This window comes from Sphingobacterium prati, assembly GCF_013167215.1.
Taxonomy (GTDB): Bacteria; Bacteroidota; Bacteroidia; order Sphingobacteriales; family Sphingobacteriaceae; genus Sphingobacterium; species Sphingobacterium prati.
In genome coordinates, this window is record NZ_JABJWY010000034.1 from 200,503 (window position 1) to 225,145 (window position 24,643).

The 24,643-nt window shown below is 38.5% G+C and carries 25 protein-coding genes and 2 tRNA genes; 11 read left to right on the top strand and 16 right to left on the bottom strand.

Annotated features, from left to right (window positions below; translation table 11 throughout):
• Positions 1–17: 17 nt before the first annotated feature.
• Positions 18–587: an outer membrane beta-barrel protein gene (locus tag HPC41_RS11035; RefSeq protein ID WP_172394077.1), complete on the top strand. Its 570-nt coding sequence runs from the start codon at positions 18–20 to the stop codon at positions 585–587.
• A 185-nt stretch (positions 588–772) separates the two neighbouring features.
• Here HPC41_RS11035 and HPC41_RS11040 read toward each other — a convergent pair whose 3' ends face one another.
• Complete coding sequence (locus HPC41_RS11040; RefSeq protein ID WP_172394078.1) at positions 773–1,804, bottom strand: Gfo/Idh/MocA family oxidoreductase; 1,032 nt, start codon at positions 1,802–1,804, stop codon at positions 773–775.
• A 583-nt stretch (positions 1,805–2,387) separates the two neighbouring features.
• On the opposite strand from HPC41_RS11040, the gene HPC41_RS25800 reads away from it, so the two are divergent.
• Complete coding sequence (locus HPC41_RS25800) at positions 2,388–2,663, top strand: transcriptional repressor (RefSeq protein WP_172394079.1); 276 nt, start codon at positions 2,388–2,390, stop codon at positions 2,661–2,663.
• A gap of 259 nt (positions 2,664–2,922) precedes the next feature.
• Here the strand turns inward: HPC41_RS25800 and HPC41_RS11050 are convergent.
• From HPC41_RS11050 to HPC41_RS11060, 3 genes are all read right to left on the bottom strand, one after another.
• Positions 2,923–2,996 (bottom strand) — tRNA-His (locus HPC41_RS11050).
• Between the two features lie 260 nt (positions 2,997–3,256).
• Complete coding sequence (htpG, locus tag HPC41_RS11055) at positions 3,257–5,149, bottom strand: molecular chaperone HtpG (protein WP_172394080.1); 1,893 nt, start codon at positions 5,147–5,149, stop codon at positions 3,257–3,259.
• A 255-nt stretch (positions 5,150–5,404) separates the two neighbouring features.
• A complete protein-coding gene (locus HPC41_RS11060; RefSeq protein WP_120257473.1) occupies positions 5,405–5,968 on the bottom strand; it encodes a YqgE/AlgH family protein in 564 nt (187 codons plus the stop codon).
• Between the two features lie 154 nt (positions 5,969–6,122).
• On the opposite strand from HPC41_RS11060, the gene pdxH reads away from it, so the two are divergent.
• The 5 genes from pdxH (at position 6,123) to ruvB (ending at position 10,531) form a co-directional block, all read left to right on the top strand.
• Positions 6,123–6,776 (top strand): pyridoxamine 5'-phosphate oxidase, encoded by a 654-nt coding sequence (gene pdxH / locus HPC41_RS11065; protein WP_172394081.1) that lies wholly within the window; start codon positions 6,123–6,125, stop codon positions 6,774–6,776.
• Position 6,777: 1 nt separating this feature from the next.
• The gene (locus HPC41_RS11070) at positions 6,778–7,266 is read left to right on the top strand and encodes an NADH-quinone oxidoreductase subunit C (RefSeq protein WP_172394082.1); all 489 of its coding nucleotides are present in this window, start codon (positions 6,778–6,780) and stop codon (positions 7,264–7,266) included.
• 5 nt (positions 7,267–7,271) lie between these two features.
• Complete coding sequence (locus HPC41_RS11075; RefSeq protein WP_172394083.1) at positions 7,272–8,468, top strand: NADH-quinone oxidoreductase subunit D; 1,197 nt, start codon at positions 7,272–7,274, stop codon at positions 8,466–8,468.
• A 290-nt stretch (positions 8,469–8,758) separates the two neighbouring features.
• Complete coding sequence (locus HPC41_RS11080) at positions 8,759–9,496, top strand: polyprenol monophosphomannose synthase (RefSeq protein ID WP_172394084.1); 738 nt, start codon at positions 8,759–8,761, stop codon at positions 9,494–9,496.
• A 12-nt stretch (positions 9,497–9,508) separates the two neighbouring features.
• The gene (gene ruvB / locus HPC41_RS11085; protein ID WP_172394085.1) at positions 9,509–10,531 is read left to right on the top strand and encodes a Holliday junction branch migration DNA helicase RuvB; all 1,023 of its coding nucleotides are present in this window, start codon (positions 9,509–9,511) and stop codon (positions 10,529–10,531) included.
• Positions 10,532–10,558: 27 nt separating this feature from the next.
• Here the strand turns inward: ruvB and HPC41_RS11090 are convergent, their stop codons facing one another.
• The 4 genes from HPC41_RS11090 to HPC41_RS11100 are packed head-to-tail and all read right to left on the bottom strand — an operon-like array spanning position 10,559 to position 15,111.
• Positions 10,559–11,098, bottom strand: coding sequence for a hypothetical protein (locus HPC41_RS11090; protein WP_172394086.1), 540 nt, complete (start codon positions 11,096–11,098; stop codon positions 10,559–10,561).
• Positions 11,099–11,105: 7 nt separating this feature from the next.
• Positions 11,106–12,449 carry a S9 family peptidase gene (locus HPC41_RS25110; protein ID WP_343043837.1) on the bottom strand — a complete coding sequence of 448 codons (1,344 nt, stop codon included), beginning with the start codon at positions 12,447–12,449 and terminating at the stop codon, positions 11,106–11,108.
• Positions 12,391–13,650 (bottom strand): DPP IV N-terminal domain-containing protein, encoded by a 1,260-nt coding sequence (locus HPC41_RS25115; RefSeq protein ID WP_216660735.1) that lies wholly within the window; start codon positions 13,648–13,650, stop codon positions 12,391–12,393. The genes HPC41_RS25110 and HPC41_RS25115 overlap by 59 nt, the downstream gene beginning before the upstream one ends.
• Before the next feature lie 36 nt (positions 13,651–13,686).
• Positions 13,687–15,111, bottom strand: coding sequence for an ATP-dependent DNA helicase (locus HPC41_RS11100; RefSeq protein ID WP_172394087.1), 1,425 nt, complete (start codon positions 15,109–15,111; stop codon positions 13,687–13,689).
• 85 nt (positions 15,112–15,196) lie between these two features.
• Between HPC41_RS11100 and HPC41_RS11105 the strand changes: the two genes are divergently transcribed.
• From HPC41_RS11105 to coaD, 3 genes are read left to right on the top strand one after another with little or no spacing between them, the layout of a single operon-like run.
• Positions 15,197–15,991 (top strand): DUF3822 family protein, encoded by a 795-nt coding sequence (locus tag HPC41_RS11105; protein WP_172394088.1) that lies wholly within the window; start codon positions 15,197–15,199, stop codon positions 15,989–15,991.
• The gene (gene rsmD / locus HPC41_RS11110; RefSeq protein WP_172394089.1) at positions 15,982–16,521 is read left to right on the top strand and encodes a 16S rRNA (guanine(966)-N(2))-methyltransferase RsmD; all 540 of its coding nucleotides are present in this window, start codon (positions 15,982–15,984) and stop codon (positions 16,519–16,521) included. Before HPC41_RS11105 ends, rsmD begins: the two co-directional genes overlap by 10 nt.
• Position 16,522: 1 nt before the next feature.
• On the top strand, positions 16,523–17,008 hold the full coding sequence (gene coaD, locus HPC41_RS11115; RefSeq protein ID WP_172394090.1) for a pantetheine-phosphate adenylyltransferase: 486 nt from the start codon (positions 16,523–16,525) through the stop codon (positions 17,006–17,008).
• 233 nt (positions 17,009–17,241) lie between these two features.
• Here coaD and HPC41_RS11120 read toward each other — a convergent pair whose 3' ends face one another.
• On the bottom strand, positions 17,242–18,198 hold the full coding sequence (locus HPC41_RS11120) for an aldo/keto reductase (RefSeq protein ID WP_172394091.1): 957 nt from the start codon (positions 18,196–18,198) through the stop codon (positions 17,242–17,244).
• 182 nt (positions 18,199–18,380) lie between these two features.
• Between HPC41_RS11120 and HPC41_RS11125 the strand changes: the two genes are divergently transcribed.
• Positions 18,381–18,460: transfer RNA gene (locus HPC41_RS11125), tRNA-Leu, on the top strand.
• A 194-nt stretch (positions 18,461–18,654) separates the two neighbouring features.
• Here HPC41_RS11125 and HPC41_RS11130 read toward each other — a convergent pair.
• The 7 genes from HPC41_RS11130 to HPC41_RS11160 form a co-directional block, all read right to left on the bottom strand.
• Entirely contained in the window at positions 18,655–19,074 is a 420-nt protein-coding gene (locus HPC41_RS11130; RefSeq protein WP_172394092.1) for a c-type cytochrome, read from the bottom strand.
• A 90-nt stretch (positions 19,075–19,164) separates the two neighbouring features.
• Positions 19,165–19,557: a hypothetical protein gene (locus HPC41_RS11135; RefSeq protein ID WP_172394093.1), complete on the bottom strand. Its 393-nt coding sequence runs from the start codon at positions 19,555–19,557 to the stop codon at positions 19,165–19,167.
• A 42-nt stretch (positions 19,558–19,599) separates the two neighbouring features.
• Positions 19,600–20,256 carry a DUF1345 domain-containing protein gene (locus HPC41_RS11140; protein ID WP_172394094.1) on the bottom strand — a complete coding sequence of 219 codons (657 nt, stop codon included), beginning with the start codon at positions 20,254–20,256 and terminating at the stop codon, positions 19,600–19,602.
• A gap of 9 nt (positions 20,257–20,265) precedes the next feature.
• Positions 20,266–21,075, bottom strand: coding sequence for a hypothetical protein (locus HPC41_RS11145; protein ID WP_172394095.1), 810 nt, complete (start codon positions 21,073–21,075; stop codon positions 20,266–20,268).
• 60 nt (positions 21,076–21,135) lie between these two features.
• On the bottom strand, positions 21,136–22,125 hold the full coding sequence (locus tag HPC41_RS11150) for an LLM class flavin-dependent oxidoreductase (RefSeq protein ID WP_172394096.1): 990 nt from the start codon (positions 22,123–22,125) through the stop codon (positions 21,136–21,138).
• 46 nt (positions 22,126–22,171) lie between these two features.
• Positions 22,172–23,359, bottom strand: a complete 1,188-nt coding sequence (locus HPC41_RS11155; protein WP_172394097.1) for a class I SAM-dependent methyltransferase — start codon at positions 23,357–23,359, stop codon at positions 22,172–22,174.
• A complete protein-coding gene (locus tag HPC41_RS11160) occupies positions 23,360–24,622 on the bottom strand; it encodes an aspartate kinase (RefSeq protein ID WP_172394098.1) in 1,263 nt (420 codons plus the stop codon).
• Positions 24,623–24,643: the final 21 nt, after the last annotated feature.

A 24,643-nucleotide genomic window follows, 5' to 3' on the forward strand; every position in this document is an offset into this window, starting at 1 on the left:
TGCTAGTCAACAAAAGAATGAAAATAGTATTTGCCGTAACTGTAATTTTTGGAATGTTGTGTACACACAAAGCGTTAGCGCAATTTGGAATGGGGTTTAGGGCCGGCGGGAATCTATCTGGTACAAATGGTTCGGCTTTTCGTCCTGGTAAAAGAATCGGTTTTCAGATCGGAGGGGATCTTCGTTATCATTTTAACAAAAACATAGCGTTGCAAGCCGAACCAGTGTATAATTTAATGCGGATCCGTAATAATGATCGGACTGCAGAAAGTGAATATGGAATAGGAGCCGGAACCAGAAAATTGAAATATATGAGTGTACCGTTGTATCTAAAGGTGAATTTTACCCGTACAATTGCGATTATGGGGGGACTGGATTTCAATTTTTTGCTCAATGATGACCGTTACAAACTCAACAACGGAGAGAACGCATTTCGTAGTAAACCGAGAACAGGTTACAGTTTAGGTGCAGAATTGGGTAAGGTTTATTTTCGGTATCGAAAATTTAATAGAACAAATGATATCATAGACAATTGGACTGCGGATATTGAACAATATCAACTGGGACTCAAATTCGAGCTGTTTTAAATCGATTTCAGTGCAAAATCCATTTGTGAAAGACTTTGCTAAACTATTAGTTTTTAATGCATAAAAATTCATATTGGCAATATAAACAGGAGAGGACCATCCCAATTTAATTGGGATGGTTTTTTGTGTTAAAAGCTGCTGCTTTTGTGCTTGAGTCTTTAGGCTTGTCTGATTGATGCTGTATGCTACAAGTTGTTATCGGCAGATAACATTTCAATTTGCCATCTAATATGGTCCATTGTAATTGGATATTCGACCTCATTAACAAGATTCTCATAGATGTCGTTAAATAATAGATTATAATCTCCTCTATGTGGAAGCGGATAAGAAATATGCTTTTGATTTGTGTTGTCGATAGTCACCAGTTTACCCTCACTGCCATTCGGTTCGACACCGTAGGCTGGATTATTGGGAAGCATGCCATCTATCAATTGCTGTTCTTGCACATCAGCCATCGTTTTTATGAAGCTTCCTTTGGTACCATTTACCACAAAAGCGGGCAAGGGATCGGCCACAGCAAGGCTCCCCGTTAGAAATACATTCAGTTCATTGGGGTAGCGTAAATGATAATGGAAGTAGTCTGCTACTTGGGAGTCGGGTCGATTAATTGAAGTTGTTTTGCTAAATTTCAATGGTTTTCCGAAAAGCGAAATAGCCTGATCTATAATATGAGGCCCCAGATCATAGGTGAGACCACTCGAGATATATTGGTTGTTTTCCTTGAAATATTTTTGACCTAATTCCATTTTATAGCGGTCGAAGCGGAAAGATACTTCGGTCAGTTTACCAAGATTGCCACTTTCAATAACTTTCTTTACATCGAGAAAATGGCTGTCATAACGTCTGTTTTGATAAAAGAAAATCCGCTTTCCACTTTTTTTGCTGACCTCGGAAAGTTCATTGAACTGCGTTATATTTTCCACGGCTGGTTTTTCGATCAGGACATGTTTTCCTGCTTTTAGGGCCTCTGTCGCGAACTCAAAGTGTGTATGATTTGGCGTGTTTACAATCACCAGTGCTATCGTATCGTCTGCCAATAACTGATCTACGGTATCATAGCTTTTGATTTCGGGATAAAGGTCTTGCGCTATTTTCTGTGACCGTTCGACAACGGCGACTAAGTTAAAATGTGGATTGCTATGGATGAAAGGTGCGTGAAAGACGCGACCCGACATACCAAAGCTTAAAATTCCGGTATTGATCTTGGTATTTTTCATTTTTATATGATCTTGTTGAAGCAAGGTTATTTGCTGTTGAATATTCTTTTTGTAATTACATCTACGAACTGTTGGACCGAAGTGGGGTCTGGATATAAATATAAGTATATCTTGCCTTATTTTAGATCGATCCTTACATATTTGGATTGATTTTTCTTTGGGAAAATCACATTTGCTGTCCAATTTATCTGGATCTTGCCTATCCATACCTAAATACCATCATTGTTCATTACAAATCTGTGATCACAATAGGCCAGCGAAATACTCCGGATTTAGGAGATCTAAAGAAGTACACTTCTTACTCAAGTAAAGATATCCAGTTGTTTTCGTTCTTAAGAGTCACTTCATGTAGTATCACTTAATATGATCAAAGACAAAATAATTCTTGAAAAATGATGAGCTATGTGCAATAGTTTGATGAATTTTATTCAGCTGATTATTAGTTTATTGTGTATTATTCATTTGGGGGATAGTTTTTTACCTTCGGTATTTTACAACTTATGCAATATATAATATAGAGTTGGATGGTAAGATATGGGAGAGAACCAGGTCATCGGACGCTACTATTTATAGTATAAGAGATATGGAAGTTTTAATCAGCTCATTAACAAGTAATGGACACAAATTAACACCTCAACGCCTACATATTATCAAGCATTTGTGGCGCAAAGTTATTATTGACAACATTGACGACCTCTATGTTGAATTACGAACAATACAGCATATCAGTTGGGCAACTTTGTACTCCACAATTAAATTGCTGCATGCTCTTGGTTGGCTCGAACTGCGCGGGAATGGCCATAGAGGACGATATTATCGTTGGATCAGGAAAGATTTCAAAGCTGTGGGCCTGTGCTAATCGCGACAGATTCATGATAATATTTTTATCGACGAGATCTGGCCCTTGGGAATCTAAAGTTGTCCTTAATCTCTCCGTAGGCTCGCAAATAAAAAGTGGCTATTGGCACAAATCTATTAAACAGCCCCCATTTCTCCTAAAAAGTGTTCATGTTGCAAGTTATGGATAGGGAAGTAAATTGTCGTGTTGTGGAGTAAAGATATAGAAAGTACAAAAATGGAAAAAGGGCAAACCAATTTGTTTTGATTTGCCCTTTTCGGGTAAGTAATCGGGCTCGAACCGACGACCCCTAGAACCACAATCTAGTGCTCTAACCAACTGAGCTATACCTACCGTGATTTTGATGATACAAAAGTACGATTAAACCCTATTCCCTCCAAATATTTAAATGAAAAAAAACAGGTATTAAAGTCAACTAGGTGAAGATTAGTTTATTAAATTTTAATAAAAAACGATTGTAATAGCCCGTAGGACGTGATTTGAGATTTTCACTTAAATTCAGGTCGATTTTTGTTAGGTAATTGAATCAAAAAGTATAAAAAAAGCGATCACTCTAGTCGGGTGATCGCTTTTTTTATACAGTTACTGTGATATTAGATCATCTCAACACTTCTTTTTACAAAAGATGTTAGATCTGCACCAGATAACAGGCCTCTTGACAAGAGTGCTAAATCAAAAGCTTGTTTCGCCAGTTTCGCACTTTCTTCATCAGAAGAAGATAATATTCTTTTGATCAACGGGTGATTGCCGTTAACCGTTACTTTGTAATTATCCGGTAATGAACCATAAAAGTTCATACCCCCACCGCCAGTTTTGGCCATATCTTTCATACGACGCATAAACTCATCTATAGTAACGGATACGGGTAAGTCGCCCTCACGAAGGGCATCTACCTCAACTTTCATATCCTGACGCGAAATCGCTTTTTCGAAAACTTCCAAAGCTTTTTTGGATTCCTCTTCGGATAATGAAAGTTCGATCTTCTCATCTTTTTGAATTAGCTTGTCGATCACATCTGCGTCTACACGTTTAAGCTGTACCTTTTCGCCTCCTTTTTGTTCCAGATAGGAGGTGAAATGTGTATCAAGTGGGCCATCAAGTACCAAAACATCGTAGCCTTTGTTTAACGCTGTTTGGATAAAACCGTCTTGCTGAGCAGCATCATGTGTATATAAGTAAACAATATTACCATCTTTATCGACTTGAATATCTTTTACTTTTTCATAGTATTCCTTGATTGTAAAACTTGCGTTGCTCGTATTTTTTACTAGGCAGAAATCACTCGCTTTTTCTGCAAATTTTTCATCGCTTAGCATACCATATTTGATAAACAAGCCAATGTCTGTCCATTTTTCTTCAAAACCTTTGCGGTCATTTTTGAATATTTCATTTAATTTATCCGCAACTTTTTTGGTAATATAGCTGTTGATCTTCTTGACATTGCTATCTGCCTGTAAGAAAGAGCGTGAGACATTCAATGGAATATCCGGAGAATCAATTACCCCATGAAGTAACATCAGGAATTCCGGTACAATATCCTTTACTTCATCGGTAATAAATACCTGTCTAGAGTAAAGCTTGATTTTGTTGCGTTGGATTTCCAGCTCGTTTTTCACTTTAGGGAAGTAAAGAATACCAGTCAGGTTAAATGGATAATCTACGTTAAGGTGGATCCAAAACAATGGCTCATCCATCGAATAAGGATATAATTCGCGATAGAAAGCTAAATAATCCTCGTCTTTTAACTCTGAAGGGGACTTTGTCCAGGCTGGATTTGTATTGTTGATGATATTGTCAACTTCTACAGATTTATATTTTGGTTTACCTTCCTCATCTTCTCCATCTGGCTCAGAGCTTGTCTTCGTGCCAAAACGAATTGGGATAGGAAGGAACTTGGCATATTTGTCCAAGATGTCCTGCAGACGAGCTTGACTCAAAAACTCTGTGGACTCGTCATTGATATGCAAAATGATGTCTGTACCACGTGTTTTTCTAGTGCCTGTTGAAATTTCGTAAGAAGTACTACCGTCACATGTCCAATGCGCTGGTTCGGCTCCATCTTGGTAGGATAACGATTGAATTTCTACGGTGTCTGCCACCATAAATGCAGAATAGAATCCTAATCCAAAGCGACCAATAATCTCATTTGCATCGTTAGCTTCCTTGAATTTCTCCATGAATTCTGTTGCTCCCGAAAATGCGATTTGATTAATATATTTTTTGATTTCTTCGGCAGTCATACCAATACCATTGTCTGAAATCGTAATGGTTTTGGCCGCCTCATCAAACTTCACATCTACGATTAACTCACCTGTTTCGCCATTGTATTGCCCCAAAGATGCCAAACGTTTAATCTTTTGGGAAGCATCAACTGCATTAGATACCAGTTCGCGCAAGAAAATCTCATTATCTGAGTATAAGAATTTTTTGATTACGGGAAATATGTTCTCCGTGTGGATTGAAATACTACCTTTTTCTGGATTCATAATTTGTATGTTGCTATTTAATTTTATGATTTTGGTGATTAATGTACAATCTGTGTTCCAAATAGCGATTGTAGGACAGGATGGCAGAAATTCATTCATTTTGTCATAAGCGTTCAATATAACGTAGTAATCGTATTTGAACCTATGTCAGGGTAGCTTAGACAGAAAAAACTATACAGGCCCACTATGGGGGCAAGTGAATGTTGGAATCGGGCGATCAATAATCCAGTAGAAGATTTAGATCTACAAATAATCTTAATTTAATTCGGGGCTCTGTGGGAAATTGGCGACATGGGCATATTTTGGACCTAACCCAATTATGGCATCCTTCCAGAGCAACTCACCATTACCTTCAAAAATAATCTGATGATGGTATTTGTTTTGAACAGCCCAGCTGTTTTCGTTTATTTCCTTATCCAATTGTCCACTTGACCAACCTGAATAGCCGATGAAAAACTTAATTTCATCAGATTTGATCTGGTCCTGTTGAATTGCGTCAATAAGTTTTTCTTCATCACCACCAAAATAGAGGTTTGGAGCAACCTCTTCACCACTTAGTAGAAGATCAAATCGACTATGTACAAAAAATAGACTCTCCTGTGCCACAGGTCCGCCTATATAGATCGGGAAATGACATTGCGCTATTGATTCCAATAATTGACCAATATGGACATTCGTTTTATTATTCAATACAAAGCCTAAGCTACCTTCTTGGTTATGATCACATAATAGGATAACAGACCTTAAAAACCGGGGGTCTAACATGAATGGCTCTGAAATCAGCAAGCTTCCTTTTTGTGGGTCTAATTCATTAAACATAGGACGCAAAATTAAGTATATGTCGAAATTAATCCTTTTTTGTTTAACTCATGCGAGATTTGTGCCAAAAAAACGTTTTTGGCAATTTCTACTAAGTTTATAGAGAAAAAGCAATGATTTTAGTAAGTTTGTAGGAATATAAAAATAGGTTTCTATGTCCATTCAACATAAAGATATTGCAGCGATCAGACAAGATTACGTATTGGGTAACCTATCTGAATCGGATGTGGATCATGATCCCATCCATCAGTTTAAAAAATGGTTTGATGAGGCTACTCATAGTGAGGTGATTGAGCCCAATGCGATGGTGTTGTCTACTGTCTCGTCACAGCATTTACCTTCATCAAGGATTGTTTTATTAAAAGATATTTCAGAAGGAGGGTTGGTATTCTTTACAAATTATGAGAGCCGAAAAGGGGAAGACATGAAAGACAATCCGCATGCTGCGCTTTTATTTTTCTGGCCTGAGCTACAACGGCAAATCCGTATTGAGGGTATTATCGAGCTAGTTAATGAATCAGATTCGGATGAATATTTTCAATCGCGTCCTAAGGGTAGTCGCATAGGTGCCTTGGTATCCCCCCAAAGCCGTGAGATTCCAAACCGAAATTTTTTGGAGAGTAGAGTAGAAGAGCTTCAGAAACAATATTTGGATGATGTGACTATACCTCGTCCAGCGCATTGGGGTGGTTATATTCTAAAACCAATCTATTTTGAATTTTGGCAGGGACGTGCTAGCCGTCTTCATGATCGGATCGTCTATAAAAAGGTTTCGGATTCTTGGAAAATCACGCGTCTAGCTCCATAATATGACATTTGAAGAAATTAAATTAAAACTAGTTTCCACATTTGGAGATTCAGTAATCCTGAAAGAGGAGGCGACTGGCTTACAAGCCGCTTTGTTTGTCCATGTTGAAGATCTAGTTCCTGTTTGCTCTTTTCTTAGGGATACCGAGGGTCTATATTTTGATTTTTTGAGCAATATAACTGCTGTAGATTACGAAGATCACTTTACGATCGTCTATCATCTGAGTTCTTTGCCTTATCAACATACAGTCGTATTGAAAGTGGAACTGGAGGGCAATCGCTCATTGGATGAGCTGCCAGAAATCCCGTCTGTTACTTCCATTTGGCGTACAGCAGATTGGCATGAAAGGGAAGCTTTTGATCTGATGGGAATTTATTTTTCAGGACATCCCGATCTAAGAAGAATTCTCCTGCCGGATGATTGGGAGGGTTATCCGTTACGAAAGGATTATCAGGAGGCTGAAAAATATCATGGCATTAACATTAATTGATCTGTATGGCGAATCCAAAATATAAAGAAGCGTTAGATCGATATGAAAGGCATCTCACGGAAATTTCCACGCAAGAGATGGTTTTGAATATGGGACCGCAACACCCTTCAACACATGGTGTATTGCGTTTGCAGTTGATCACGGATGGGGAAATCGTTAAGGAAGTCGTTCCGCATTTGGGTTATCTGCACCGATGTTTTGATAAACATGCGGAATCTTTAAACTATGGGAAGACAATTCCATTTACCGATCGTCTAGATTACTTGGCATCGATGAACAATAGCCATGCATTTGTGATGGGGGTGGAACGTATGTTGGGGCTGGATAGTAAAATTCCTAAAAGAATAGAATATATTCGGGTATTGGTCTGCGAACTCAATCGCATTGCATCACATCTAATTGCTATTGGTACCTACGGCATTGATATTGGTGCTACCACTCCTTTTCTATGGTGTTTTAGAGATCGTGAACATATTATGAATATGTTGGAATGGGCATCCGGTTCGCGTATGTTATATAATTACATCTGGGTCGGTGGTCTTTTCTATGATTTGCCTGTTGGTTTTGAAGTGCGTTGCGCAGAATTCATCAACTATTTTAAACCGAAATTGATTGAATTGGATGAGATATTAACCCAGAATCAGATATTTATATCTAGGACAGCGAATATAGGTATACTACCAGCGGATGTTGCAATCAATTATGGTGTTTCGGGTCCTATGTTGCGCGCATCAGGTATTAAATGGGATTTGAGGCGGATTGATGAATACTCCGTCTATCCTGAAATAGATTTTGAGATTCCAGTAGGAAAAGGAGCTATGGGGAGCATTGGAGATTGCTGGGATCGCTATAAGGTTAGGGTAGATGAGGTGCATGAATCTGTTCGTATCGTTGAACAATGCCTTGAGCGGCTGCAGAAAGATTTTAAGCGTACAGCTGATTTTGATCCACGTGCACTCGTGCCCAAAAAAGTGAATTTGAAAGCGCAAGATTACTATGTGCGTGCGGAAAATCCAAAAGGAGAGCTCGGTTTTTATTTTGTGACGAAAGAGAAATCCGATATTCCATTGCGGGTAAAATCAAGAGGGCCAAGTTTCAATAACCTTTCTGTTATTTCCGAATTGGGAAAAGGGGTGTTGATTGCCGATCTCATTGCTATACTTGGGTCAATTGACATTGTTTTGGGTGAAGTAGATCGATAAATTGCAGTATTCTGCACATTGTGAAGATGTTTTGATAAAAAATGGGATATTGTATTGAAAATGTTGCATGAAAACGCATAAAAATTTGCATATGTAAGCAATATTCATCATATTTGCAGTCTCATAATTTAAGTTTATAATTGGTTAATGAAAGCTCGTTACTCCCATAGTAGCGGGCTTTTCTTTTTTAGTTATTATGCAAAATATCCCATTTATCAAGATTTCATCGAAATTCCTAGTATAGAATTTGGCTTAAATTATTACCTTTACGGGTCTTAAATAAAAGAAAAGTGGCGGAGAGTTTAGTAATTATTCCAACATATAATGAGAAGGAAAATATTGAAAAGATTATTCGTAAAGTTTTTTCCTTATCACATGCATTTGATATCCTAATTGTGGATGACGGGTCGCCTGATGGCACAGCAGATATCGTAAAAAATTTACAATTGAATGAGTTCGCTGACCGCTTATTTATAGAAGAACGGAAAGGGAAGCTGGGCTTGGGGACCGCTTATATTCATGGGTTTAAATGGGGGCTTGCCAGAGAACATTATCAATATATCTTTGAAATGGATGCTGATTTTAGTCACAATCCGGAGGATTTGGTCCGTTTGAGACAAGCCTGTGTGGATGGTGCTGATATGAGTATTGGTTCTCGGTATATTAAAGGCGTAAATGTTGTCAACTGGCCGATGAGCCGGGTCTTGATGTCGTATTTTGCGTCTGTATATGTCCGTTTTATAACTGGAATTAAAATTCAGGATGCTACGGCTGGTTTTGTCTGTTTTACACGGGAGGTGTTGAAGACTATTCCTTTAGACAAGATTAAATTTGTTGGCTATGCTTTCCAAATTGAGATGAAATTTACGGCCATACAATATGGTTTTAATGTTGTGGAGGTACCTATCATATTTACGGATAGAACCGAAGGCACATCTAAAATGAGTACGAGTATCTTTAAGGAGGCATTTTTTGGTGTGATCCAGTTGAAACTGGGGAGTATCGGAAAAAGCTATAAGAGAAATTAATAATATTGGTCAATGAACGAAAATTTAGATCCAAACCCGGAACGTTTGAACAATACAGATCGTGACATCGAACGGGCGTTGCGACCTCAAGCATTTGAAGATTTTACAGGGCAGGCAAAAATATTGGAGAATCTAAATATTTTTGTGAAAGCTGCACGATTGAGAGGAGAAGCTTTGGATCATGTCTTATTACATGGCCCTCCAGGACTAGGTAAAACGACACTTTCGCATATTATTGCCAACGAAATGGGAGTAGGTATAAAAATTACCTCAGGCCCAGTCTTGGACAAACCAGGGGATCTTGCTGGATTATTAACAAACTTGGAGGAGGGTGACGTGCTGTTTATTGACGAAATCCACCGTTTAAGCCCTTTGGTGGAAGAGTACCTCTATTCGGCCATGGAAGATTTTAAGATCGATATTATGCTGGAAACAGGCCCTAACGCCCGTTCTGTGCAGATCTCATTAAATCCTTTTACGCTGATTGGTGCGACGACACGATCAGGTTTGTTAACGGCTCCGCTGCGTGCACGTTTTGGGATCAATTCACGGCTTCAATATTATGATGCAAAACTATTGACAACGATCGTACTCCGTTCTGCACATATCCTGAATACACCTATTTCTGATGAGGGTGCTTACGAAATAGCACGTAGGAGTAGAGGGACCCCACGGATAGCAAATGCTTTATTGCGTCGTACGCGGGATTTTGCTCAGATAAAGGGAAATGGAAGTATCGATCAAGAAATTGCAAAATATGCGCTGCAAGCGCTGAACGTGGATGAAAATGGCTTGGACGAGATGGATAATAAAATCTTGACTACAATTATAGATAAATTCAAAGGTGGGCCAGTAGGACTTAAAACTGTTGCTACTGCCGTAGGGGAAGACGAGGGGACAATCGAAGAGGTGTATGAACCCTTTTTGATTCAGGAAGGTTATATTATGCGTACCTCGAGGGGGCGTGAATGCACTGAAGCTGCCTATAGGCACCTTGGTCGGACGCATAATTCAAAAGGAAATACATTGTTTTGATCTCTAATGATTAGGAGGGAGCTTTTTTTACTCGTTTCGAAGGATTCGCTTCGTTCGGCTCAATAAAGCCGGACTAGGTTTTATTTTCTGAAAATGATCTATCTGAGCAAAAAGCTCTTCTTTTATCCAAGTATATTTCTTGCTTAGATTATTTAATATGTCTAAACAGTTTACCAATACAGCCACAGGACATTGCTGTTCAATCATCCATTGAAAAGCCTGTTCAATAAGTTCTTCTTCGGTCTTTTCATCAAGATCATAGCGTTTATTCTTTTTTGAGGTCAAATACATCAAAACTTTGCTATAACTCCTAAGACAGCTCCAGTTTTTTTGTTTTTTCAGATTTTCAAAAAATTGTGGTAGCAATCCATCAAGCAAGGCCGTATCCTTTAATACAATGGTTTCAAATACCCAGGCAGCCCGGAAAGAAATGGTTTTATCTTTCTCTAGTGAAATGTCTAGTAGGTCCCGAAGGCTAATATCTCCAAGTATATCCAAAGAAAAATCCGTTACCTCAAATGATCTTAAGGTAACGGACAAAAACTTTATTTTTTCATTATAGGTCATAAACCTGTTATTTTAACGGTTTCTCGCGATTCATTTCAGTTATATCAACTTCATTTATTTTGGAATCCCCCAAGAGATACTGACTAAAATAATCACCCATCTTCCAGAAAAAGTACTCTGTCATATCCCCGAATCCATGCCGCTGTCCTGGCAAAAGCAGGAAGTCGAACCGTTTATTTGCTTTGATTAATGCATCAACCATCCGGATCGAATTTGCTGGGTGCACATTGTTGTCAATATCCCCAGTAGCAATTAATAGCTGGCCTTTAAGGTTCTTGGCTAATTCAGTATTTTTGGTAATCTGATATGAGAAAGTCGTGTCACCTTTCGCTGAGACTTTTTCTGTTACACCATGGTGACGTTCGCTCCACCAGCGGTTATAGATTTGATTTTCATGGTTCCCAGCTCCCGATACAGCAACTTTAAAGAAATCGGGATAAACAAGCATTGCTGCTGTAGACATAAATCCACCTCCAGAATGTCCTGTGATACCTACACGACTAACGTCAATAAATTTATAACGGTCAGCAAGCTGCTCCGCTGTCACCTTTTTGTCCTCCAATCCATAATCACGCAGATTGCCATAGCCATAGGTATGGTACCATTGTGAACGAGATGGATGGCCGCCTCGATTTCCTACAGTGACAACGATAAAGCCAAATTGGGCCAGTCGATCTATCCGATCCATGCTCCGTCCAAAAGATTTATTGACAGCTTCTGTCTGTGGACCTGGATAGACATATTCTATGATAGGATAGGTTCTTGTACTGTCAAAATCAAAAGGTTTGTACATGACACCATAGAGATCTGTGGTGCCGTCACCAGCCTTTACTTTAAACGGTTCAGGGAATTTATAACCTGCAGCAAATAGTAGCGACAGATCTGCCTTTTCAAGTGTCATGATCTTCTGTCCATTGCTATTCAATAATACAGATTCGGGTGTTGTATTTACTCTTGAAGAGTTGTTTACAAAATATTTGGAGGATTCGCTCATCTCAATCTGATGATCAAAGTTTCCCGGATTTAGCAGTTTAATTCCATTGCCGTTGAGATTCACACTATAATGGTGAAGGTAATAGGGATCTTCATCTTTCTCACGGCCGGATGCTGTAAAAAACAAAGTCTGTGTTGTCGGATCTATCCCAGTAATTTCTTCACAGTGGAAACTTCCTTTAGTAATTTGGTTAATAAGTTTACCATTGGTATCGTAGTGGTAGTAATGTCCCCATCCATCTCTTTCAGACCAATGAACCAATCGCTTTCCATTTTCGGTCAAGAGCGGTTTTTGGACATCAAGATATACGTTTGATCGTTCCTGAATAATAGGATTGACCGTTCCATTTACATTCACCTTTAACAAGTCTATTCTTTTTTTTTAAATCACGGCTGGAACGTGAGATATAGAACTCTTCGTTATTACCTAGCCAATAGTTAATAAAATAATCCTCCTTGTAAGAGTTTCTATCTGGAGTTTTTGTCCAGTTGGAGATTGTTTGATTTTTAAAAGCCGTAATATTTAGTCTACGTGGGGCCTTTGTTGCAGCTTCAAAGATATAGAATTCAGTTTCAGTTGAATCAATCTCACCTGGCATTTGGTATTTGTAAGTCTCCAGGGTAGGGCGAGAAGAACCTACGTTATTGATCACCCATAAAGGTCGCAACGATCTGTTATCTTTTCTTGTCAGTGTAAAATAGCGGCCGTCTGGAGACCAGCTTATCCATACACGTTTGCGTTTCGTTTCATTGTCTTTATCCTTTTCGTCACCTGTTGTCGTACTATATTCATCGCCGCCCCAAGCATAGTATTGTACACCATCTTTTGTAATCTGGTGTTCAACAATCGTGCTATCTTTTTCATTCTTGACCGCTTTGAGATAGTTGGCTTTATCCATCCAATACAGATTAAAGTCTTTGGCGAAGTAGACGGTATTGGTGTCGGGAGAAAAACTTGCCCAAGCTAGTGGAGCTTTAACCTTGGTAGAATCACTGATTTCGGATACCGTTTTTGAAACAAAATCATATTCCAAATAAAAGAGCTTTTTCTTTGTTGTATCGGATTTATTTTTTAGTTTTTCAATTTCATCTTTGGATTTTACGGTATCTTTTGTACTCTGAATCTGAAATCTAACCTTTTTTTCATCTTTGGTGAATCTCAAACCCTGTAATTCCAGATGCTGCGCGTCAACAGGATTTTTAACAATCTTGGTTATTTGAGCAGCTACACTCTCGCTGTCAAAAAGGGTCTCTTTCTTTTTAAGTGCTGGATTGACTATATACCAGTTTTTTCCCTGTGGACTTGCGTAATCATACCAGAAGCGGTCCGAAAAATTGATCCAGTTTGGTTTGATGGTTGTGGAGAAAATCATTTTTTTTAATTTCTCTGGGGAAAATTTGGCGGCCAACCGATAATTCGGTTTTATCGGGGGTTCTTGAATCTGCTGTCCGGAACCGAAATAGGGCAATAGACTGGCTGCAAAAATAAAATAGAACTTATGCATCAAATAAATATAGAATAATTGTGTAATCTTAGTTTTGGCCACTAAAATATTCATTATTATATACTCGTACGAATGATTCGTGTAATAATCCTATGATGGATAGAAGTTTTCGCTAAAGTTTACCAAAAATAGTTCATGCGTGGCTCGGGTAACACCAGTGTATAGCCAGCGAAGAAATTCAAGATCCAACATTTCATCATTGATATATCCCTGATCTACAAAAACAATAGGCCATTGCCCCCCTTGAGCTTTGTGACAGGTGATTGCAAAAGCAAATTTAATCTGTAATGCATTATAATAGGGATCTTTCTTAATCGCTTCCAGTCGATCCTTCTTATCCAGAATATCTGCGTAGTCCATTCCGATCTCTTCGTACAGGTTTTTCTGGCTTTCATACGAAAGGTTAGGCCCTTCGGTATAGAGGCTATCTAAAATAACGCGACAGGTAATGGGTTCTATCTCGTCAATATCCATAAATTCGAGTGTAACGTCAGCAAACCTATAACCGTGCTGTTCATGAATATTACTTACCTTCCTGACTTTGGCCATATCGCCATTAGCAATAAAGCCATCGCCCATATTGTTTTCCTGTAGCCAGAAATAATTGTTCTTCACCACCATAATATAATCTCCACCTGTTAACTCTTCATCCCTAAAAAGAATTCTGTTTCGGATGTTCTGATTATATAAATTTGTCGAACGATTTGAACGGCATATGATCATGGTGTTCTCTACGCCATATTTATCATAGGCATAATTTATCCCTTCAATTAAGCGTTCACCCGTCATACGATAAACATCTTTAAATCCCTTTGTTATGAATTTAGGAAATGGAAAATCAATCTGTCCAGCTTCAGCTGATATGATCTCATTACGTATTTTAGTTGCATTATACAATATCCCAGAGTCTTGAGACTGTCGGACTACCGTAGTCAGTTCGTAAGGATAGACACACAGGTGAAACTCACGTTCAAGATAGCTGGGGCTCAATGCTGGACTATCCAATAAACCAACAGGCGGTAATTGGGCTGTATCACCAACAAAAAGCAGACTACAATTCTTGCCGGATTGCACATAACGAATTAGGTCATTTAAAAGACTTTTTGAAAACACATTTACAGCTTCATTGGAGATCATTGAAGCCTCATCAACAATAAACAGGGTATCTTCATGTAAATTTTCGGCAAGCGTAAAATCCAATTGAAAAGAAATAGCTGACTTCTTTCGATAGATTTTTTTGTGGATAGTTAGCGCTTTTCGTCCAGAATAATAACTCATCACTTTAGCAGCCCTACCAGTCGGAGCCAAGAGTACAGCGCGTTTTTTCAATGCTGGCAATACTTTGACCAATGCTGCAATCAATGTTGTTTTTCCGGTACCAGCATAACCTTTAAGGACAAAACAAGACTGCCTATCAAAAGCAAATAGAAACTCTTCCAATAACTCGAATGCTTCCAACTGCTGTGCGGTTGGTTGCCATGGAAATTGTTGTATTAACAGATTTTTGATGAACACACCCAAAGTTATTTAAAAGGTTTGTCTTATCCTCTAGAAAAAGCTATTTTTGCTTTAACAAGTTTTTATTTTTACAATTCAGCGAATGAATTATATTTCAAAACAATTTAACATTCATTACCTACCTGAGTATAATCTTTTGGTAAAAGCAGGCTTCCAAAAAGATGTGTTGGCGGTAGTCGATAAGAAGTCAGTAGCACCGATATTGATCGAATATCCATCAGAGGAGCCAATTTTAGATGCAACAAGAATAATGAGTCTACCTTTCCGATTCGTTCGGATTGTTATCCCACACCAGAGTTTTACCTTTATACCCAAGGAGGTTTTCCAAAAGGACAATATATCACAATATCTGCAATTTTTGGATATGCCGGACGCTGATAATACATTTATTTATTATTTAGATAATCTCAACTTAGTAGCTTTATATCAGTTTGATAAACTCCTTTTAAATCGTTGGCGCAGACTATTCCCTGATGCTGTTATCCTTCCTGAATTTGCCGTTGTACTGGATCGTGCGCAGGAGCATATATCCATTAGAGGGAGTGCGTTGGGATTGCACTTTGTTGCTGATAACATTATTGATTTTTATTTATTTAACAATGGCGTCTTTCAACTTTATAATAGTTTTGAAATTCACAACCTAGATGATATTAGCTATTACGTATTGCATATATTAACACAGTTCAGTCTGGGTGATTCCACTGATAAGATTCTCCTTTCCGGCGAAATTCCCAACGATTATTATAAGCGCATTGCTTCCTATGCAAGCGACGTTGAAGTATTGGAATTGAAAACAAAAGTGGTCTTGGCGGATCAGATGACAAACAACAACTTAACACCGTACAATGTATTATTTGATTCAATATTATGCGAATAATAGGAGGTAGACTCGGTGGTCTAAGGCTGAATCCACCAAACAACTTACCAGTCAGGCCAACCACAGATATTGCTAAGGAAGCATTGTTTAATATTTTGCAGAATCGCATGGAATTTGATAACCTAAATTGCCTTGATCTTTTTGCGGGAACTGGGAATATTAGTTTTGAACTTGCCTCGCGGGAAGTAAAGCAAGTTGATTCTATTGATTTACATTTTAAATGCGTACAGTATATTAACGAAACCGCAAAAAAAATGAATCTGGAGCAGATCGAAGCAAAGAAAGCAGATGTTTTTAAATTTATTAACAATTGTAAAAATACCTATGATTTAATCTTCGCAGATCCACCCTACGATATTCCAAAACTGCCTCAATTACCAAAATTGATTTTCGAAAACAATCTACTAACGGACAATGGGCTTCTTATTGTCGAACATCCATCTTCAAGGCAGATGGAGGAGCATCCGAATTTTATAGAAACTAGAAAATACGGTTATTCATCTTTTTCATTTTACACAAATCCCTCATAGTATGAAAATTGCTGTTTTCCCTGGCTCATTTGACCCTTTTACTTCAGCTCATCAAGATCTGGTCGAAAGAGCCCTGCCGCTATTTGATAAAATCATTATTGCTGTAGGTTATAATGCGAACAAGAAAGGCATGTTAGACCATGAGGAGCGTGTCAATTGCATACAGCATCTTTTTCAGAACGTCCAAGCGATAGAAGTGGTAAAGTATAGTGGTTTGACCGTAGATTTCTGCCAGAAAGTCGGTGCGAAATTTATATTACGCGGTTTACGGAATACAGGAGATTTCGAGTTTGAAAATGCAATTGCTCAAAACAACCTGTTACTAAACCCTGCGGTCGAAAGCTATTTTTTGATGAGTAGATCCGGGAAGGCGTACATATCGTCAACTATAGTACGGGATGTCTGGTTTAACGGGGGGGATGTTAGCGCAATGGTACCAACAGAGGTCCTTAACTTATTGAACGAGAAGAGACCGACAAACCCCTGATTGTTATTTATATCGATAAAAAATAGAAATATCCTAGCAAAATAATATTTTGTTAGTATATTTTTCAAATTGAAATACAGACACTTATAGTTCAAAATGTAAAGAATTAATTTACCACCAATCCCAATATCGAACCGTTTACGGCCGAACTTGCCAAATAATATTCCGAATAGCGTCAAATTTTATTTTAAAAGACTCTATACCAACAAATTAAAACAAAGCACACATCAGTTTCATTCCCATGCGCTGGCTATATTTAACAGGGATATTTCTTCAGTGGACAAATTTATTTTGGTTGCTTTAGTTAGTTCCTCAAGTTGTTGCAGGGACGTAGCACTGACAATAGGTGCGGTGACTGATGGTCGATGAAGAATCCAGGCGAGTGCAATTGTTGACATAGCGACCTGTTGATTGTGGGCTACTTGGGCTAAGGTATCCAGAATACGAAGTCCACGGTTATCAAACCGACCTTTTAAGGCATCCGATCGCTTCACGTCTTTAATATCCTCCATCGACCTATATTTTCCCGAAAGAAATCCGCTTGCAAGGGAATAGTAGGTGATTACACCCAAGTGATTTTCAACCGCGAGTCGTTCATAATCTTTCTCATATTTTGAACGGTCGTATAAATTATATTCGGGCTGGATGGCAATATAAGCAGGGAGACCATGCTTCTCCGCGACAGCCAATGATTCCTTTAGACGCTCAGGGCTTAAATTAGACGCTCCAATCCATTTTACCTTACCAGCATGTACCAGTTGCTGGTAAGCCTCCAACGTTTCATCTATAGCCGTTGAAAGGTCGTCGTGATGCGACTGATAAAGATCTATTGTGTCCACTTGCAACCGCATGAGCGATTCGTCAACAGACTTGATAATATGTTCTTTTTTCAAATTAGGTTTGTCATTAGCAGCATGGCGTCCACCCACCTTCGTCGCAATCTGAATTTTATCCCGCACATCCCGTTTACTGATCCATTTGCCGATAATGGATTCGGACTCTGATCCAGTGTGGCCCGGAACCCAATGGGAGTAATTGTTGGATGTATCTATAAAACTAAAGCCCATATCAATAAATGCATCCAAAAGAGCAAACGACTGTTGCTCATCTACAGTCCAGCCAAATACATTTCCACCGAAAACGATCGGTTTAAATTCAATTTCACTATTTCCTAACTTTACCTTTTCCATGATTTGCCTAATATTTCCAGCTTAAAATTAAGAAAAAAATGCCAGTTAAGCCTTTAGAGGTGTATTACAAATAGTTTTATAAAAAATTTCTAATTCATTTTCAGGCAGTTTAGGAAAAGAAGCAGAAGATCGTTTGGAAAAATAAAAACTTTCCTTACTTTTGCATCATCTCAAACGGATATGCCCGGATGGCGGAATTGGTAGACGCGCTGGTCTCAAACACCAGTGGGAAACCGTGCCGGTTCGACTCCGGCTCCGGGTACAAACAAAAAAGGCTTTTCAAATTGAAAAGCCTTTTTTGTTTGTACCCGGGCAAGAGCATGGGATCTACCCAAAGTTTGGGGATCAGTTTCAAAACCTGTGGACTAAGCGAAGCAACAGCAAATAAGTAAAGAATAGGCAATAAAAAAACACCATAAGAGAAACCTTATGGTGTTACATGAATATATAGTTTGATTAGTTTTTCGCTATTACCATTTCTGGCTCTTCTTTGCCGCCATGACAAGTTTTACAGGAAATTGCTTTGGCCGGTGAGCTATCCCAACTACGATTAAAATATTTTTTATTAATCTTTTGTGTCATCTTGATCATTGCCCGGCCAATTTCCTTTTTTTTGTTTTCATCACTCGCAAAATCCAACTTTTTAGGATCCTCTTTTGATGGCGCATGACAAAATCCACACTTTACACCCAACGCGACATTAAACTCTTTCATTGTCTCGATCAGTTCGTCATGTGAGATATTTTTCGGTAAAACTTTTAAATTTGTAGGTTTGGGTTCTTCCTGAGGTTTTTCCTGCTGGAAGTTAAATCCACTCAAGGCGATGACTACGGCAAATACAGAAGCAATTGCTCCAATTTTTTTGATGTGTTTCATTTCTCTTTTCCTTATACTTGACTAAATATAGCGATAAGGAAATACTTTTACAACGAAAAATGAAGTTATTATGACAATTTAGATTGATTATTATTTACGAATAGCATCAATTACATGCCAAGTTTGGCCGTCCAATTGGTAATTAATAGTCAAAAGCTTACCCCTAATTTTCACATCTTTCAGTTTTATGGTATCGTTTGAAATCCAGGTTGTATCGTTGAACTTTTCGAAACGAACCCCTGTAATATTTGGCACTCCGGTAAAGAACTCAATTTTAAACGATTGGCTACCTCCGTCAGGTAGAATGCGGATCAATCTATTGGATCGATCAACAGACAAGGAGTTGTCCTGAAATTGAACCCTGCCAATAAAACTTCCAGAAATTCCGGCAGATCCATCAGCATCAGTCGTTTCATTCTTTTTACATGATACAACTGTAATAAGGCATAAAAAAAACGCTATTAAGGGCTTAAACAACTTCATGTGATTAAATTTTGACTAAAATACGGTTTTTAGATTAAAATCTCAATTGATAAGACCGGAAATGATATTGATAGTCAATGCTACCACAAATGTATTCAACGCAAAGGACAGCAGACCATGGAGCAACGCAATCCTTCTGATTTTTTTTGATGAGATGCCAACATCAGATACCTGAAATGTACAACCCATGACAAATGAAAAATAGGCAAAGTCCATATAATCCGGTTTATCATCGCCAGGAAATTCCATGCCACTTCCATTAGAATCATTTTCATAATATAAACGCGCATAATGGAATGTATATATAGTATGAACCAAGCACCATGAAGCCAGCATAGCAAGCATACAAATAATAATAATAAATAAATTATCAAGCTGTTTATCCTTAGTTGATATAATGATCATCAATACCGAAATAAAGCAACTAATCGTAACTGATATTATAAATAAGGATACAAAAAGCCGACTACCATCTTCCTGTTGTGCTTTCTTAGCGATTGTGAATACCGGCATGGTATAAAACGTATACCAGGAGACCAATATATAAGAAATACAAAAGCCAAACCAACACAAAAGCAAACTTAACAATGTCAAGGATTTAATCGGAGAGAAGAGATATACAAGGGTAAAAATGCAAATTGCAATCAAAGCCCGATGAATGGACTTCATTTGATGCAGCACTAAATTTATTTTTTCCATGATCTCAAATTAACAATCAAACTGTTCATTCGCCTCGAAAATCAACGGTTTTCCGCCATTAGAAAGAAACAAAAGCAGCGCTTCTTCCTCATAGTTGCCAGGATTGGAAAAGATAAAATCCAATTGCCCATCACGATCTATATCCCCAACAAACTGGGTGGACATAAACACATGTTCATATTGATCCTTTTGAAATAATGTCATTTCATGAGCTCCACCGAAAGTGGCATTAAGCTTATATTTGGATACTTCGTGAAATATTTTTTCATGCCCTTTTTCGTCGGTCTGTACTTCGGTCGATTTAATATCACCAAATCCTTTCAGGATAATATGCTGTTTTCCGAAATTATATTCTACGGATTCTTTGGGCCATATCTCCGAATGATTTATCCGCATGCTTTCTACAGGTCCTGTCTTCAATCCTTTTATATGTAGAAACAAAAGCGAATTTCTTTTGGACTCGACACTTTTTGAAGGGACCTGAGCACATTCATCATACCCATCCTTTATTTCATATTCAACTTTGTCCAGGTAGTACTTTCCCTCGCGCTCATAGAGATCAAACCAATCCTTATTCAATACAGCAGTGGGATCCTCTTTTTCCCAGATGCGATAACTACGCACCAAAAAAATCTGCCCTTTTGAGCTATCGGCTGATGCGGAAATTAATAAGTCCGTACTGTCTTTTGACAATAAAGCTGAACTATCTTTCGTGGCAACTGAATCTATCGGGGTATCCTCTTTATTCGTCGTGGGACTATGACAAGCTTGGATGAGTAATAGCCCAACCAATAAGGTAAAAGCAGAATAACAGTTCATATATTGTGAATTTTTATTTAAATATATAAAAATTCACAATATATAAGTCTCTAAGACACCTTAGGCGAGTGCTTCCTTAAGCAAGGAAAATGATTGCAGGCATTTTTCGTCGTCAAAAATATAAGAGGTAGCCATAATTTCATCAACTTTATGATCTTTGACAAATTTTTCTATTTCTGGGGCGATCTTGTTTTTATCCCCCACAAAAGCACAGGAGGCCATGCTTTGGACAGCTTGTTCAATGGCTGGAATCCCTTTATAAATTACTTCCTCAGTCGGTGGAGACAAGGGTCTCCTTGTATTCGTTACAATACCAGCAAATAAATTATAGAAGCTAGTAGACAAAAATTCGGCTTCTTCGGTGCTGTCTGCAGCGATAACATTGACACAGGAAATAAAATAAGGTCTATCCAACACCTCCGACGGTACAAAATTCTGATGATAGATCATACTCGCTGAGGCAAATTGAGCCGGAGCAAAGTGTGTCGCAAAGGCGTAGGGAAGTCCTAAACTGGCTGCTAAATAAGCGCTATCCGTACTAGATCCCAGAATATAAAGAGGGATTTCCAGTCCTTCACCGGGAAATGCACGCACTTTTGCATCATAATTATCGATACTGAAATAACGTTGAAGATCTTTGACCTCCTGCGGGAACTGAAATGCAGTATTTAAGTTATTTCTTCGCAAGGCCATTGCAGTCAATTGATCAGTACCCGGTGCCCGACCTAAACCAAGATCAATTCGCCCCGGAAATAGCGTTTCCAATGTACCAAATTGTTCCGCGATCACTAGGGGAGCGTGATTAGGCAACATGATACCGCCCGAACCCACTCTGATCCAGTCAGTATTCGAAGCAATATGTTGTATAAGTAGCGAGGTTGCCGAACTGGCAATATATTCCATATTATGGTGTTCGGCAACCCAGATTCTTTTAAACTCTAGTTTTTCGATATGTTGGGCCACCTTTACACTGCGAGCGATAGCACTTGCTGCATTTTCTCCCTTTTTGACAGGAGCTAAATCTAATGCTGATAATACGATTTTATCCATGCATTAAAATTACGGAGAAGAAACAGGACAATTGTAATCAAATTGTCTATTCTAGAATTCGCTGCGTATGTATGACAATAAGCTGATCATTCAGCACTGTTGTGAAGAAGATGAAGGTGTCACCCGCATCTTTGATCTTAAACTTCTTTTTGATCTCTTCTGTTTTTAGCGGAAAATTTTTAGCGATAATATCAGCTATCAACGGACTTTTCTTTTTCTTAAATTCTGTAAAAGATTCCACCTTCTTAATCATAAATACTTTCCCAGGAAAATCAGGGATTTTCTGATCGGAGGTATACAAATGGGTGCTTTTGTGTAGTTTTTTTACCCCAAAACGACTAGCAATTGTTTTAAACGCTCCAGCTTTGGTCAGGGACACATCGGGTTCGTAGAGATAGGATAGGGGGACACTATAATCCACAAGGGCTGCACGTTCTTCTGCATAGGTGAAAGAGACTACCTGCTGTTGCTCTCTGAACAGTCGGACAGCATGAATGACTGGTTCGCATTCGTAGCCTTTCTCTTGAATAAAAATAAGCTCTTTACAATCATTTTGCAAGGACACCACATATACATCCTTTACATGAACTAGCATACTCAATGCCGAAGAAATATCCAATAATGGCGCGAGCTTACTGATAATAACATCGGATCGTTCAAAAAAGTCGCTTTGCAGTGCAACCAAATTGGGTTCACATTCTTCCAATAAAAATACTTTTTTATTTTGAACCCTGCGCGAAGGATCCAGATAGATATAATCAAAATGCTCCTCCGAACAGTTAAGTATGTAATCTACACCATTCGCCGCAACAACACTGATATTTGTTGCGGACAATATTTTTGCATTATACGAAGAAATTTGGGCAAGATCAGGATTGAGCTCACATGAAGTCACTTGCTTTGCCCGCGTTGAAAAGTAAAAGCTGTCAACACCAAAACCACTGGTTGCATCAATTAAATTTGTACCTTCCTGAATAAGTGAACTTTTAAATAATGCCGTTTTTTCTGAAGAACACTGTTCTAGGTTTAATTTAGCAGGAAAATAGACACCCGGAGTCGCTGCCCACAAGGGGATTTTAATCCGAGTACGTTGCTTACCATCGAGCTGTGTCGCGAGTTCAGAAGACGATATTCCTTCAAAAGGAGATTTCTTTAAAGCCATTTTAGCTGGAGACTCATTCAGGTGTTTTTCCAAAAACAGCTGCACCTCCTTTTGAAGAATCAATCTATTCATTTATATTTTCTTAACGAGAAGCTGGCAAGTATATCTATCCTTTAATTCACTGATCACCTCCTTATCAACCAAAACACGATCGATCGTTTCCTGGTTATAATAACGGATAGTTATTAATTCAAGACCAGACTCGTATGTCACTTTAAATCGTTGCTCAAGATCATTAATTAAATCGACCAGGTTCTTTCCAGTATCATCCACTGAGACGGTGAAATTGATCGCCGTATTGTGCATCATATTGATTTTTATGCGATGTTCATGGAACAGGTTAAAGATATCCCTAAGGTTATCCTCCACGATAAAAGAAAAATCGCGTGGCGAGATGGAAATAAAAATCTGATTTACTTTAAATATAAATGAGGGAACTGGTAATGTCTGATTTGTACTTCGAATTATCGTTCCGGGAGACGTTGGATCAACAAAAGAACGCACATTTAAGGCAATTTTTTTATTCTGCAACGGTTTGATTGTCTTCGGATGAATGACAGTCGCACCATAATAGGTAAGTTCGATCGCATCCGTATAAGACAGTTCGGGAATCAATTCGGTTTTTTCAAACCATTTGGGATCAGCATTGAGAACCCCTGGAACGTCTTTCCAGATTGTTACATTTTCAGCATTTAAACATGACGCAAATATAGCTGCCGAATAATCGGAACCTTCACGACCTAAAGTTGTTGTGAAATTCTCCGATGTGGACCCCAGAAAACCCTGTGTGATGACAATATACTCGTCCAATATGGATGGAAGTTCAGCACGGATTTTCTCTTCTGTTTTGCTCCAGTCTACTGCAGCTTCGCGGTAGGTGTTATCGGTCAATATATAATCACGCGCATCTACCCACTTTACTTTCTCCCCAATAAAGGCAACATAGGCCGCGACAATTTTCGTCGAGATCAATTCGCCCATGGACACAATCTGGTCAAATAGGTAGTCGTAGGAGTCTTGTGGATCCTCTTCCAAAATCCATTCGATCTCGACGAAACAGTTGGCAATTTCATCGAATATAGGATGTTCACCTCCAGGAAATAGGTCCTGAAGAATTTGAAAATGAAATGCTTTGGCTTCTTCAAGGGTTTGAAACTGTAAGCCCGTATTATTATAATATTCTCTGGTCAATTTCTCCAGAAGGTTTGTTGTCTTACCCATGGCAGAGATAACGACCAACAAAGCTTCACCTTTGTATTTCGAAATAATCTTTGCTGAATTTCTGACACTTTCTGCATCCTTTACCGATGCACCTCCAAATTTAAAAACCTGCATTTAATTTATTGAGTTTAGTTG